Raw genomic sequence first — 14,039 nt, 5'->3', positions numbered from 1 at the left:
TAAGATGGTAAAAATTTTTCTCATACTATTTGCATTAGGTTCTTTAATATTAATTCTAAGTTCTCGATTTAGAAAACAAAAGCTATATTTAAAAGTACTTATGTATCTCTCTTTTACTATTGTATCAGTTTTTACATTCTTTATAACAATTATATATTTATGGAATTCTAGTGAAGATTATCACCAACGAAGGCATTTTATGGGGATTTGGAATATTCAAGTCTTAAATACTACGGAAACCCCTATAAAAAACGTTAAAGTAATTAATTTAAGAGAACCAACAGATACAATTATATCAAGTATTGATGGAACTGTAAATCTATATGAGTTTAGAGAAGACTTGGTAGTACTTCAGGCAGAAGGTTATATTCCAGACACCATAAATGTAACTGAAATGCCAAGTACAAAAGTATATTTAAATAAGTTAAAATAAGTATCTTTTTATCTTCATTATGAGTAGGATACGACGAAGTAATCTGTTTGTTTAGAACTCCAAGCGTAAAGATTAGCTCACTTAATATGTTTTATGACCTTCAAGAAAATCTTTGAAAATCAAGACAGCAGCGATGGATGTAAGATAAAAAGTTGTTTGAGCGATAGCGAGTTCTTTTTATCAGTGGAAGGTGTCGTAGTATTTTCTTACGATTTTATTGTACGTCTTGATTTTTGTTTCTTTTTATCAAGAAAAAGAATATAAAACTCCTTTTTATGGTTATCACTCTCAATAACGTTAACAAACAGCAAACCGTCATTCCGAACGATAGTGAGAAACCGTAAGGTTCAGCGTAGCTAAATCTCACTCAAAAGTAGTACTCTTATTTTTTATTACAATCACTGTCAGTTCGAGTGATTTTTATTGAGTAATAACGAAGTGAAAATTGTACTTTAGCTACGCTCAGCAGAGTTATCGAGAACTATTCGATAAACATAAAGATTGCTTCATACTGTTTGTGATGGCGTCATAACGAGGAGCGATACAACACCCTATAAAACATTGAGAATTTTGTTAGTTTTACTAGCAAACGCCTCATACCCATTAAAAACCATAACAAATACGAAATACAAAAAAGTACGAGCATCTGCTCGTACTTTTTATGGTATGTAGGTTTTGTCTTAACCTTCAGACAGTAGTGTCTGAAGTCATAGGATACTACTGTCTGATATCAACGGACAGTAGTGTCGGGTGTTACAATACAGTAAGGGTAAATGTAGATTCCGATACCTTAAGGTCTTTTAAAAAGCGATTTAACTTAGAAGTTGCCTGTGTTTTAACTCGAACACGATAGTTACCCGCAGCAAGTGCAGGAGCTTGACCAATAATTTTCTTATAGCTGTTTTGTGCTAAATAAGACACTTTGGTTTCGGTACCATCTTCGGCAACAAAATACAAACCAACTTCAGGTAGGTCACCAGCAACCTTTAAACGCAAACCGTTCAACTCAAACAATCCGTTGGCAGATAAGGTGGTATTCGTAGTTGTTGTGGTAATATCTTTTAAATTAGTAATAACCGTGTTGGTAATAGGAGCAGTTACTTTTTGTAGCGGAATATCGTCTTTAATTTCGTTGATTAACTTTCCGCTATTGAGGTTAACGTGTAGTTTATGAGTTTCAGGATTAAAACCATCCTCCTCGGTATCAAAAACTCCAGAAATAGAGTAGCCAATATTTAGTAAGGGTAGGTTAATGTTATCGCCTTCTTCTATCGACTCGATAATCTCTTCATAGTAAGAATTAAGTACCGCTACAATATCGGTTTTACTTACTAGGTTACGTTTGCTCAACATTTTATCAATCAACTCGTCTTGATTAATAGTACGCTCTGTTAATATGCGTGCTGAGTAGTTGGTTTCATCGGTTAACTTGTTTTCAATTAAATAGTACTTCATCATATTGATTTTTAAATTATTTACTTTTCCTTTTGAATCCTTTTTGGGGTAGTAACAGTCGGGGTATTGGAGCAATAACCAATACATGCCAAAACAATTACTAACCTTGGTGTTATTCATCACCAAACAGGTAGTTAGTAACATACCTATATAGCATTAACTTCGTAAAGATGTTGTAAAATTGAATGTGATATAATAGTAATAAGGGATAGCAATTTACTTTTTACAAACAATTTTTATAGCTGACACTAAAGTAGTTGTTTTTCGTTTTAACTCTCTGATTTTATGAATTTTTTAACGTTTTAGATAGTATGTAAATAGAAAACACGGATGTGAAATCCGCGTTTTCCTTATTAATCTTTATAGAGGAGTTCCAAGTTAATATATTAACAGAGGTTTCTTAGATATCTCCACTTAACTCTTTTGTATAAAAATCAATGGCTGTTTTGTACATAGAGTTTACACTATCTTGAAACCTAGTTTTATTATCAAGTAATTCTATGAATTTACCATAAATATTTCTGTAAATAATATTATGAGCAGGATTTTGAAGAAGTTCATCTTTGTAATCTTCCATACTAAATTCCTTAGTAGTAGCTAATTTTAATAACTTTAATAAATCATCTTTATTAATTTGATCTAGTTCTATCCATTCTTCCCTAGTTTCGTCAGTTCTATAAAAACCTTTATTATTATCAATTTTTAAGTATATCATATGTTTGTTTTTTTCTTTCGTTATATGCTTCTAATCCAGCTTCTAAACAGTTAAGTATTGCTTCATAGTTTTTAATTTTCTTTCCGTCTGAACTTAATAATTCTTTATCTGAAGGGTAGCCTGTGTAGATACGGTATTTGAAGGCTCCATTTTCAACACTTTTTTTAGTAATTGCTAGATAATTAGGCTTAATAGAAGCTCCTACAGTATTGTTATGAGTAACAACTACAACAGGCATAAGTGTAGAAATATGCTTTATTATAGAGTTAATTTCTTTGTTTAAAAAATTATTATCAAAAGAGGACTCTGGTTCGTCTATCAGTAGTAAGTCATATTTTGTAGCATCTTGGATTTCATGAATTAAGTTAAACTCTGAACGTTCACCTCCGGAAACTACAAACCCATCTTGGTTTAATGTAATAGATTCAATTTTTATAAAAAATTTATACAAATTAGCATCTTCAACACCTAACTCTTTAAGTTTTAATAAATATTTATAACCTGAAATATCGTAATATTTATAAGCAGTACTATATGTCTTTTTATCACGACCAATTTTTTGTAGGTCAGAGGCTCTTTCAATCTTTTTCGAATGTGTAGCAATAGAAAACTTACCTAATTCTTCTTTATGTATTTGTTGACTAATTTTAATTTTAGAGACAACTTGATTAAACTTCTGAACTTTTACTTCGTCCAAACCTATTTTAAAAAAGTCGATATCTTCAATAACAGATCCAGTTGTTTTGATTCTTAATTCACGAGTAATATCACTCATCAATGAGTTAATCCAACTTTTTTGATTGTTGTCAATATTTGAATTAATAGCTTTTTCATTCAAATCAATAGCTAATCTCTTTAAACTTTTAACCTCTAAATGTTTTTGAATAATGCTTTGATACTCTTTATTTTTAATTAAAGTTTCAACAGACTTTATAACCTTATCTAAATTGGTTAAATCATTAATAACAAAAGGATTTTCACTAAATATTATACATTTAGAAAATAAATCCTTCTTTTCGTTTTCAGAAGCAAATTTCTTAAGTGAATCTAAATAGTTTTCAATATTTAAATGATTTTGCTCTAGATCAACTTGAACTATTTTTTCTACTACTTTTCTAAACTCACCTAAAAAGTTATTATGTACTAAGCTAAGTCTAGCTTTGTTTGTTTCGTTAAACCTTTCTTCATCATTGTTTAAAAGAGAAAACTGTTTTATATATTTTGCATTTCCAGATGAAGCCGCAATTTTATTAAGAGTTACAGATTTACCAGAAGATCGCTCCCCAAGTATAATTGTTAAGCCAGTTGATAACAGAAGTCCATCATCAGTTGCTTGAAAAAAATCATTTCCACTTTCCTTAGTTAAGGAAATTTTGCTCTGGTCAAATAGACATGATTTAATACCAGCAAGAGATACTTCATTTAAGTCTATATAAGTTTGTCGTGAAGGAAAGTTTTTTAATTCTTCTTTAAATCTTATATCACTAAATAAAACTGGAACCAGTTTATTATTACTGTCTTTAATAGCTCGTTTAAACTTTGAAACACTAGCCACCTCTCCCGAGGTTATATGGGGATGTAAAGAATCAATTGTTTCTTGTTTTATATTTGGTCTTTTATCAACATGAGGAATAAGAATATATTTAGATAAATCAGGGAAAATATTTTTAAACTGTCCTAATGTTAAGTAAGTGTCATTTGATTTTATTAAGTTGGAAACCTGATTACATTTCTGTTCAAAATCAGATATTTCAAAATCATTAAAGTCAGTTATAAGAAGTATATGACCTCCCTCTAAGTCTATCTCAATTCCAGGAAAAACATCTATTGATAAATTATTTTGAATTTCAAAGTACTGTTTGGAGTTAAATATATTATGATTAGTTATTGCTAATGCATCAATCTCTAATCTTTCTACATACTCTTTGAGTTTGGTTAGACTAAACTCGAAATCACTATCACTTATTGTAGATATTGTATGTGTATGAAGATCAATTTTTTTCATGTCTAATTTAAATTTTCAGTAAAACTATAGTGTATATTTCACTAATCCTTACGGTTTTCCGCAACCTAAATTGCAGATTTCCGCAAAACACCTGCTATTACACATATAATTACCATTTAATAATATAACAGTTGTTATTACTAACGATATTTTACTACTTTTAAAACGTTAACACACAGTTATACAAAAGTTTAAAGCGTGTTGTACTACCAACATAAAACGAGTATAGCTGCGTATAACAACAACTAACAAACCAAACTAACTAAACATTATGAAAACCCTAAGCACCTGCTTAGCACTCTTTTTTTATGTGCTTTGCGTTAACGGACAAACACAAACTATTAACTGTGAATTTGAAATAAAAAAGTTACGTAGTGCCTACGAAAACTACAACAAAACACTAGAAGAAAAGAAGCAAGAAATAGCCGAAACCAAAAAGTCGATTACTCAAGAAAGCTTAGACAAGCTTGGTACTTTAATTAAAGACAGAAAAGCGTATATAGATTCACTAAATCTTACATACACAAAATTTACTAGCTATAAAAATGTGTGTACCAACATTCCTGCCGATTCAATAGCTAGTTGGTTTCCTTATAAAGAGCCACCTACACAAGAAACCATAGCAAGAGATACAGCGCAAGAAGAAACGGTAGAAGAACCTGTAACCTACAGTTATTTTAACGAAGATGTAATAATTAGTGAAGATATTAACGGAGCAGAGAGAACATCTAGAGAGAAAAAGGTATTCAATCAGGTATTAAAACAAGTAAACCAAGAAGCCTATTTTGGAGATATTACCATACCTAAAGAAGGACAAGAGTTTTGTTTTTATAATAATGATAAAGAACGCCAAGACACATTAAAGTATACGTTTAAAAAGATAGATATTGAAATCCGCGATGGTAGCTTAGCAGATATTCAAGTATTGGTAGCATATAAAGGAAGTATGCTGTTGTTTGAAAACTACGTAGGGGTAAGCTTTTTACGATATGGGTATTGGGCATCTAAAAACTATCTTTTTTACTCACAAAAACAACCAACAACCAATGTTGATGAAAAAGAGTTTGAAAACCTTCGTATTCGTTTAAGTGATGTACTAATGTATAAGTATAAAATAGGAAACAACTACGTACCACACGACCTAACGTTGGAACTGCCTAAAGAAGATATTGACGGAAACAAAACCAACTTAACAGCCCCAGCAACTTATCAAATAAAACAAGATACTTACTTAGATAAAATAGTAGAACTACGTGCCTATACTGATTTTTTAGCACTCTTTGGAGAGTCTGACAACGGATTGGTGCAGTTAGAAGGAAGTGCAAAGTTTTATGTATTTCCTTTTTCAAGGCAAATCTTTAGTTCTTCAATGCAATACGAATTTTTAAAGTCGATAACACCTTATGTACACTATGCTAAGTTTGAAGAAGACAAAGGCTTAGTTGCTGCAACAAGTGGTGTAATAGGGAATACGTTAGATTTGGTAGAAAAACGCTTTTTAACCGTAGGTGGAGAAGTAAACCTTTTAGAAATATATCAAAAAAACTACCCTATGAAAATGAACTTTTTTGGTACGATAGACTATAATTTAACAAGAGTTCAAAACGATACCCAAGGGGTGGAAAACCTAAAAGCCTTGAGTTATGGAGGAGGAATAAGCTTATCATCAAAACGATTTAACAACTTCGGATTCAATTATAAATTAGGACTTCACTGGTTTGATTATAAAAGCTATAACGGGTCTAGTGCCATAGATTTAGACTTTAAAGTACCTGTAGTAAAGAATCAAGCAGAGGTGTTTTATCACCCCAACAAAAACCCCAATCAAGCTATTTTTGCAAGGTTAGTAACCTATAATTACAAAGGAAGCGAAAGTGATGAGGCTTTTTACCAATTTCAATTTGGATATAAGTTTTCCATAGGCTCAAGAACAGTAAAGAAATAAAGTAAAAAGAGGTTATTTGTTAAGAATAACCTCTTTTTATATAACAGTTTTATGAGTTCTATTAAAATCTAACAAAATTCTAATTTCATCGTGTCACCTCGAACTTATGTGAGAGGTCTCAAGATTATGAGTTACTCCTTTTAATAAGATTTAGCTACGCTGAACCTTACGGTTTCTCTCTACCGTTCGGAATGACGATTGTTTTTAGAATCAAGAAACAAGACCGCTTCGCTGATAGAATATAGACTTTTTATGATTATAATATAACCATGTGGATGTTTCTATTTACCTCGTAATAACACTCTGCTTTATGACCTACAAGAAAATCTTTGAAAATCAAGACAGCAGCGGTGGATGTAAGATAAAAAGCTGTTTGAGCGATAGCGAGTTCTTTTTATCAGTGGAAGATGTCGTAGTATTTTCTCACGATTTAATTGTAAGTCTTGATTTTTGTTTCTTTTTATCAAGAAAAAGAATATCAACAATAATCTTAAGCATGTTTGTTACTCATTTTGTTGAGATTTAGCTACGCTGAACCTTACGGTTTCTCTCTACCGTTCGGAATGACGACTTTTTTTAGTATCTACCACTAACCAAGCTTCTCACGGATTTTATCCAAACACAAATTATCAATACTACCCACATGTGTATGTTTTTTAGAAGTATCAGGAGTATATGTACCGTCGACAACTTCGCCACCGATTTTTTGGTAAGCTTCTCTAAAACTCATACCGTTTTCTACCAAAGTATTCATGTTATCTACCGTAAATAAGTATTTATACTTTTCATCCTGTAGGTTAATATCTTTTACAATAACTTGCTGAATAGCATAATCAAAAATATCTAGCACATCTTTTAACTCTTCAAAGGCATTGATGATATTTTCTTTTAATAACTGATAATCTCTATGATAACCACTCGGTAAATTGTTAGTTATTAATAAGGTTTCTGTATACAGCGCTTGAATCTTATTACACTTCCCTCTAATGAGTTCAAACACATCAGGATTCTTTTTATGAGGCATAATACTACTACCTGTAGTTAATTCATCGGGAAAAGAAATAAAGTCAAAATTCTGACTCATATACAGGCAAATATCCATCGCAAAACGAGCTATGGTGTTACTCACACTTCCCAATGCCATCGTAAGTGTACGTTCGCTTTTTCCTCTGCTCATTTGTGCTGCGACCACATTGTATTTTAAGGTTTCAAACCCTAGTTCTTTTGTGGTCAATTCTCTATCAATAGGGAACGAGCTACCATACCCAGCGGCAGAACCTAACGGATTTTGATCTACCGTTTTTAGCGCTGCATCCACCATGTACAAATCGTCAATTAGCAATTCAGCATACGCAGAAAACCATAACCCGAAAGAAGAAGGCATTGCCACTTGTAAGTGGGTGTACCCAGGTAATAACTTGGTTTTATGTTCTTCTGCTAACTGTAATAACGTATTGAAAAGTGTTTTCGTTTTATCAGAAATCAACTGTAAATTATCTTTATAATACAAATGCAACGCCACTAACACCTGATCGTTTCTGGAACGTGCTGTGTGAATTTTCTTACCAACTTCACTGCACATGTTGGTTAATTCGAATTCAATTTTAGAATGTACGTCTTCAAATTGAGCATCAATTATAAAAGTACCTTCTGCCACTTGTTGTTGTAGCGTAGTAATTCCAGCAGTTACTTGTGCTAATTCTTCCGAAGTAATAATACCAATGGAAGCCAGCATTTTTGCATGCGCTAACGATGCTTGTAAATCATACGGTGCAATATGTATATCTATTTCTCTGTCGTTTCCAACGGTGAAATGTTCTATTTTTTTATCTATGGATAATCCTTTGTCCCAAAGTTTCATGTTTATATGTTTTTTAATTAGTACTGAGTATTGAGAAGTTAGTATTGAGTGTTAAACACTATAACAAACAAAATTCTCATTGTTTGTTTGTCACCTCGAACGTATGTGAGAGGTCTCAAACTTATGAGTTACTCTTTTTAATGAGATTTAGCTACGCTGAACCTTACGGTTTCTCTCTATCGTTCGGAATGACGATTGTTTTTTAGAGCCAAGAGAATAGAACGCTTCGCTGTTAGAGCAAAGATTTGTTTATAGGTCTTTGTTCTATTCTCTTTTTCTATGTTCTTTTTATCATCCAGTGTCACTTCGAGTAAAATTATTGAAATGAAATAAAAATAATTTTGTATCGAGAAGTTTTCGAATAGTTCTCGATACAATTTTTACTTCGCTATCACTCAATAAAAATCACTCGAACTGACATGTGTACAGTAGCTAATTCTTGACTCCTTTTAATACTTTCTCTAATAATTGAATATATAACTCAATCCCTTCCTCAATCTCCTGAAGGTAAATAAATTCATCAGCGGTGTGTGAACGGGTACTATCACCAGGTCCTAATTTTAACGACGGACAACTCAACACAGCTTGGTCAGATAGGGTAGGAGAACCATAGGTTTTTCTTCCTAAAGCAATACCTGCTTGTACCAAAGGATGCTCTTTTGGAATAGAAGATGAATTCAAATTCAAGCTACGTGGTTGTATCTTACAAGGTGCGTGTTCTTGTAAAAAATCACTAATTTCCTGATTGGTATATTGATCGTTTACACGAACATCGACCACTAATTTTACTTCAGAAGGAACAGCATTGTGTTGTTTCCCTGCATTGATTTGTGTTACCGTAAGTTTTACGTCTCCCAAGGTTTCCGAGGTTTTTTCAAACGTAATATCTTTAAACCATTGTAATACTTCAATAGTGTTATAAATAGCATTATCATGATTTGGATGTGCTGCATGACTTGGGGTTCCTTTTACCTCAGCACCAAAAACTACTAAGCCTTTTTCAGCTATGGCTAAATTCATTAAAGTAGGTTCTCCTACGATGGCTACATCAATTTTAGGTAAGGTTTTTAGTAATCCGTTTAATCCGTTAGAACCGCTACTTTCTTCTTCGGCAGTTCCTGCAAATACCAAATTATACGCTAAGTTTTCTTTTTGGTAGAAGTGGGTGTAGGTCGCCAATAACGAAACTAAACAGCCTCCCGCATCGTTACTTCCCAATCCGTAGAGTTTTCCTTCTTCCACAATAGCTTTAAACGGATCTTTGGTATAGCCGTTATTAGGTTTTACGGTGTCGTGATGTGAGTTTAGCAACAATGTAGGTTTGTTAGCATTAAAATATTTGTTTACCGACCATACATTGTTCTGTGTTCTGGTATACGGAATATCAAATTCTTGAAACCAGTTTTCTAATAGTAGGGCAGTAGCATCTTCTTCCGAAGAAAAAGAAGGGGTTTCTATTAGGTTTTTTAACAAACTGATGGCTTTTGTAGTGAGTCTTTGTATCATGATAGTTGTAATGAGGAGTGTTTGTTTTTTGAGTTAAATAGCATAGCTGTATCGCCTATGTGTACTTTTTGAACGTTGTTTTTCAGGGCATGAAAGCAATTGTCTAACTTAGGAAGCATTCCTTCAAAAATGACTCCATCAGTTTTCAGTTGAACATAGGTTTCTAACGTGATTTGTTCAATAACAGAAGTATCATCAGCAACATCACTTAATACTCCTGGTTTTTCAAAACAGTAGTACAATTCTGTATTAAAATCGGTAGCTAACCCTATAGCCAATTCAGCAGCAATAGTATCGGCGTTGGTATTGAGTAATTGTCCGTTAGCATCATGCGTAATTGCACAAAACACAGGCGTTACTTCGTTATTAATTAATATTGTTAGTACTTGCGGATTTACGGTAACAACGTCGCCTGCAAATCCGTAATCTATAGGTTCAACAGAACGTTTGGTTGATACAATGGTGTTTCCGTCAGCTCCTGTAAACCCCACAGCATTTGCATTGTATCCTTGTAATTGCGCAACAATGTGCTTGTTGATTTTACCTGCATATACCATAGTAATTAAATCTAAAGTTTGCGTATCGGTTACACGTCTGCCATCAATCATCGTTACAGGAATATTCAATTGTTTAGCCAATTCAGAAGCTAGTTTACCTCCACCATGAACTAACACTTTCGGACCTTTTAACTGAGCGAAATCAGCTAAGAAGCTATGTAGGGCTGTCTCATCATTAATGATGTTTCCGCCTATTTTAACAATCTTTATGGTTTTCATTTTTTAAGTTTTTAGTAATCGGTATTTACAAAGAGATTGCCACGCTTAACTCTCAATGACGTCATAACGAGGAAGTCATTGAGCGAAGTCTAAATGAACGACGTGGTTATCTTAATTAAGTTTACCTTTTACCATCTTTTCAATTATTGTTATTCATATTAATAATCTGTTCATTTTTTTTTGATAAAAAACGAACCAAAAAATCAAGTCTGTAAAGAGGAAATTGCTACGCATCACTCACTTTCAAAGCTTCATGCTTAAAGCTACGCTTAGCACTTTCGCTTTTTCACTCGTTATTTCTTTATACAGACAGTTTTCATATTTTAATTATCTTTTAATTTAATGTCACGTCGAGTGATTTTTTGTACTGAAAGGAAGAAAAATTGTATCGAGACGTTTTCAAGTAGCTCTCGATACATCTTCCTGCGATTGGCACTCGAACTGACAAGTCAAAATTTAAATTCAACTTAAATGATTTAAAATCTCTTTTAATACTATTTGCGCAGCATAGGTTCTGTTGTTGGCTTGTTCAATAACAAGGGAATTGTCACCATCTAAAACAGCGTCTTCTGCTACTACATTTCTTCTAATAGGTAAGCAGTGCATAAATTTAGCAGCGCCTATTTTTTCCTGAGTAATCATCCAGTTGGGGTCTTCATTTAGTATGTTACCATACTTAGTAAAAGAACTCCAGTTTTTGGCATAGATAAAATCGGCATTTTCAAAAGCTTTTTCTTGATTGTACTCTACAGGAAACTCTTTTGTAATTTCAGCATCTAACTCGTACCCTTCGGGATGCGTTATAACAAATTCTACATCCATGTTATGCATCAAGTGAACAAAAGCATTGGCAACCGAATGTGGTAACGCTTTGGGGTGTGGAGCCCAAGACAACACAACTTTAGGTTTGTCAACTTTTTTAGTTTCTGTAATAGTAATCGCATCTGCCAAGGCTTGCAACGGATGATCAGTAGCGCTTTCCATATTGATAACAGGCACCGTAGCGTATTTTATAAAACTGTTGAGTACAACTTCAGAGGTATCTTTTTCTTTGTCTTTCAACGTAGGAAAAGCTCTTACTGCAATGATATCAGCATACTGAGAAATTACCATGGCAGCCTCTTTAATATGTTCTGAAGTACTTAAATTCATCACAGTACCGTCTTCAAAATCCATATTCCAGGCATTGGTAATATTTAACACACTTACTTCCATACCTAAGTTTTTAGCCGCTTTTTCGGTACTTAACCTTGTACGTAAACTAGCATTAAAGAACAGCATAACTAAGGTTTTATGTTGCCCTAAATCAGCAAACTGAAAGGGGTTTTCTTTTAATTGAATTGCCTTTTGAATAGTTTCTGAAAGGTTTTCAATATCGTTTATGCTGGTATATTTTTTCATGACAATTCCTTTTTTAAAGACTCAAAAAGCATATCGATATGTTGATTTTGAATGGTTAGTGGCGGAAGAATTCTTAATAAGTTCGGGTTCTTAGCGCTTCCTGTAAAAATGTGATGTTTGAATATTAGGTTCTTTCTTAGCTCAGCAATAGGAAAATCGAATTCCAATCCTAACATGAGACCTCTTCCTTTTACAATTGTTATCTGTGGAATAGAAGCTGCTTGTTCCATAAAATACGCAGCAATTTGCTGTGCATTTTCCATCAACTGCTCTTTTTTAATGGTTTCAAGAACAGCTAAGGAAGCGGCACAAGCTAAGTGATTACCGCCAAAGGTAGTTCCTAACAAACCATAAGAAGCTTGAATGCTTGGATGAATTAAAATTCCACCTACAGGAAATCCGTTCCCCATTCCTTTTGCCATAGAAATGATATGCGGAGTAATGCCGTGTTTTTGAAAAGCAAAGAAATCACCCGTTCTACCAAATCCGCACTGAATTTCATCAGCAATAAGTAAGGTGTTGTATTGCTTGCATAGTTTTTCTAACCCTTGGTAAAAAGTAGTTGATGCTTCGTCTAATCCACCAATACCTTGAATGGTTTCAATAATGATGGCACAAACATCATTGTTTTGTAAGGCTTTTTCAACACCTGCTAAATCTTCAAACTCTAAAAAGATAACTTCTTGCTGCGCATTGATAGGCGCTATAATCTTAGGATTGTCGGTTGCAGCTACCGCAGCAGAAGTACGTCCGTGAAATGAATTTTTAAAAGCAATTACCTTTTGTTTACTCGTATGAAAAGAGGCTAGTTTTAAAGCATTTTCATTGGCTTCTGCTCCCGAATTGCATGAAAATAGTTGATAATCGTTACACCCCGATATGTTTTCTAGTTGTGAAGCTAACTCCACTTGTAACGGATTTTGAATCGCGTTGCTATAAAAGCCTAGTTTGCTTACTTGTTCACTAATATTTTTAACATAGGCAGGGTGTGAGTGCCCGATAGAAATTACGGCATGTCCGCCATATAAATCTAAATATTCTGTGCCTTTATCGTCGTATACATATACATCGTTGGCGGTTACTGGGGTTATATCAAATAGAGGATATACGTTAAATAAACTCATTAGTTTTCTTTTTTATGGTGTTAATTTTGTTAAAAGAGGCTACCATTCCTTGTATCAATGCTGCACTTAATCCTTTGTGTTCCATTTCATTCAAACCTTCAATGGTACAGCCTTTTGGAGTAGTAACTTTATCGATTTCTTCTTCAGGATGATTTCCTGTAGCTATGAGTAGGTTGGCAGCACCTTCACTAGTATGCATAGCGAGTTCTTGTGCTTCTTTTGCATCGAAACCTAATTGAATAGCAGCTTGTGTAGTTGCCCGTATTAAGCGCATCCAAAAAGCAATTCCACTAGCACATATTACGGTGGCTGCTTGCATTTGATCTTCAGGAATAATCATAGAAGTTCCTAGTTGATTGAAAATAGTTGTAGCTATTTCCAAATCTTCCACCTTTTGAGTATTACCACTAAGACAAGTCATCGATTTTCCAACGGCAATAGCAGTGTTAGGCATGGCTCTGATAATAGTAGTATCTGAACCAATAAGCGCTTCCATTTTTTCAATAGAAAAACCAGCAACTGTAGAAATCACTATATGATTATCGGATAATAATGGAATAATTTCTTTTAAAACACTTTCAAAATGTGTTGGTTGTACTGCAAAAATTAGCACATCAGACGCTGTGATTGCTTCCTTGTTATTAGAACTAATAAAAACATTGGGAACTTCTTTAAATTCATTGAGTTCATCTGTATTTCTTTTGGTTAAGAAAAGTTGAGAAAACGAATTGTTTTGTATCAATCCTTTAGCGATTGATTTTCCTAAGTTACCTGTTCCTATAATTGCTATTTTCATTTGAGAAAGTTTAGATTATATA

General features: G+C 33.3%; 11 protein-coding genes. 2 read left to right on the top strand and 9 right to left on the bottom strand.

Annotated elements, in window-relative coordinates:
• Positions 1 to 4 precede the first annotated feature (4 nt).
• Positions 5 to 433 carry a hypothetical protein gene (locus MK851_RS03125; protein WP_303507254.1) on the top strand — a complete coding sequence of 143 codons (429 nt, stop codon included), beginning with the start codon at positions 5 to 7 and terminating at the stop codon, positions 431 to 433.
• 753 nt (positions 434 to 1,186) lie between these two features.
• Here MK851_RS03125 and MK851_RS03120 read toward each other — a convergent pair.
• The 3 genes from MK851_RS03120 to MK851_RS03110 form a co-directional block, all read right to left on the bottom strand.
• Positions 1,187 to 1,888 (bottom strand): DNA-binding domain-containing protein, encoded by a 702-nt coding sequence (locus tag MK851_RS03120; RefSeq protein WP_320241343.1) that lies wholly within the window; start codon positions 1,886 to 1,888, stop codon positions 1,187 to 1,189.
• A gap of 400 nt (positions 1,889 to 2,288) precedes the next feature.
• Positions 2,289 to 2,603, bottom strand: coding sequence for a hypothetical protein (locus tag MK851_RS03115; protein WP_320241340.1), 315 nt, complete (start codon positions 2,601 to 2,603; stop codon positions 2,289 to 2,291).
• A complete protein-coding gene (locus tag MK851_RS03110; protein WP_320241337.1) occupies positions 2,584 to 4,608 on the bottom strand; it encodes a PHP domain-containing protein in 2,025 nt (674 codons plus the stop codon). The genes MK851_RS03115 and MK851_RS03110 overlap by 20 nt, the downstream gene beginning before the upstream one ends.
• Positions 4,609 to 4,879: 271 nt before the next feature.
• On the opposite strand from MK851_RS03110, the gene MK851_RS03105 reads away from it, so the two are divergent.
• Positions 4,880 to 6,553 carry a hypothetical protein gene (locus MK851_RS03105; RefSeq protein WP_320241334.1) on the top strand — a complete coding sequence of 558 codons (1,674 nt, stop codon included), beginning with the start codon at positions 4,880 to 4,882 and terminating at the stop codon, positions 6,551 to 6,553.
• Between the two features lie 589 nt (positions 6,554 to 7,142).
• Here the strand turns inward: MK851_RS03105 and argH are convergent.
• The 6 genes from argH to proC all read right to left on the bottom strand — a co-directional run bounded on the left by argH (position 7,143) and on the right by proC (position 14,017).
• Positions 7,143 to 8,414, bottom strand: coding sequence for an argininosuccinate lyase (gene argH, locus MK851_RS03100; protein ID WP_320241332.1), 1,272 nt, complete (start codon positions 8,412 to 8,414; stop codon positions 7,143 to 7,145).
• Positions 8,415 to 8,846: 432 nt separating this feature from the next.
• A complete protein-coding gene (locus MK851_RS03095; protein ID WP_320241330.1) occupies positions 8,847 to 9,920 on the bottom strand; it encodes a M20 family metallo-hydrolase in 1,074 nt (357 codons plus the stop codon).
• Entirely contained in the window at positions 9,917 to 10,696 is a 780-nt protein-coding gene (gene argB / locus MK851_RS03090; RefSeq protein WP_320241327.1) for an acetylglutamate kinase, read from the bottom strand. The genes MK851_RS03095 and argB overlap by 4 nt, the downstream gene beginning before the upstream one ends.
• Before the next feature lie 462 nt (positions 10,697 to 11,158).
• Positions 11,159 to 12,097 (bottom strand): acetylornithine carbamoyltransferase, encoded by a 939-nt coding sequence (locus MK851_RS03085; protein ID WP_320241325.1) that lies wholly within the window; start codon positions 12,095 to 12,097, stop codon positions 11,159 to 11,161.
• Complete coding sequence (locus tag MK851_RS03080; protein WP_320241323.1) at positions 12,094 to 13,221, bottom strand: aspartate aminotransferase family protein; 1,128 nt, start codon at positions 13,219 to 13,221, stop codon at positions 12,094 to 12,096. The genes MK851_RS03085 and MK851_RS03080 overlap by 4 nt, the downstream gene beginning before the upstream one ends.
• Positions 13,208 to 14,017, bottom strand: coding sequence for a pyrroline-5-carboxylate reductase (gene proC / locus MK851_RS03075; RefSeq protein WP_320241321.1), 810 nt, complete (start codon positions 14,015 to 14,017; stop codon positions 13,208 to 13,210). Before proC ends, MK851_RS03080 begins: the two co-directional genes overlap by 14 nt.
• Positions 14,018 to 14,039 lie beyond the last annotated feature (22 nt).

It is taken from the genome of Tenacibaculum sp. 1B UA, assembly GCF_033978845.1.
Classification (GTDB): Bacteria; Bacteroidota; Bacteroidia; order Flavobacteriales; family Flavobacteriaceae; genus Polaribacter.
This window is presented reverse-complemented; position numbering and strand designations above follow the sequence as displayed.

Bases quoted from the DNA above. Each gene is read 5' to 3' on its own strand.
- MK851_RS03125 (WP_303507254.1), top strand. From the start codon at position 5: ATGGTAAAAATTTTTCTCATACTATTTGCATTAGGTTCTTTAATATTA.
- MK851_RS03120 (WP_320241343.1), bottom strand. From the start codon at position 1,888: ATGAAGTACTATTTAATTGAAAACAAGTTAACCGATGAAACCAACTAC.
- MK851_RS03115 (WP_320241340.1), bottom strand. From the start codon at position 2,603: ATGATATACTTAAAAATTGATAATAATAAAGGTTTTTATAGAACTGAC.
- MK851_RS03110 (WP_320241337.1), bottom strand. From the start codon at position 4,608: ATGAAAAAAATTGATCTTCATACACATACAATATCTACAATAAGTGAT.
- MK851_RS03105 (WP_320241334.1), top strand. From the start codon at position 4,880: ATGAAAACCCTAAGCACCTGCTTAGCACTCTTTTTTTATGTGCTTTGC.
- argH (WP_320241332.1), bottom strand. From the start codon at position 8,414: ATGAAACTTTGGGACAAAGGATTATCCATAGATAAAAAAATAGAACAT.
- MK851_RS03095 (WP_320241330.1), bottom strand. From the start codon at position 9,920: ATGATACAAAGACTCACTACAAAAGCCATCAGTTTGTTAAAAAACCTA.
- argB (WP_320241327.1), bottom strand. From the start codon at position 10,696: ATGAAAACCATAAAGATTGTTAAAATAGGCGGAAACATCATTAATGAT.
- MK851_RS03085 (WP_320241325.1), bottom strand. From the start codon at position 12,097: ATGAAAAAATATACCAGCATAAACGATATTGAAAACCTTTCAGAAACT.
- MK851_RS03080 (WP_320241323.1), bottom strand. From the start codon at position 13,221: ATGAGTTTATTTAACGTATATCCTCTATTTGATATAACCCCAGTAACC.
- proC (WP_320241321.1), bottom strand. From the start codon at position 14,017: ATGAAAATAGCAATTATAGGAACAGGTAACTTAGGAAAATCAATCGCT.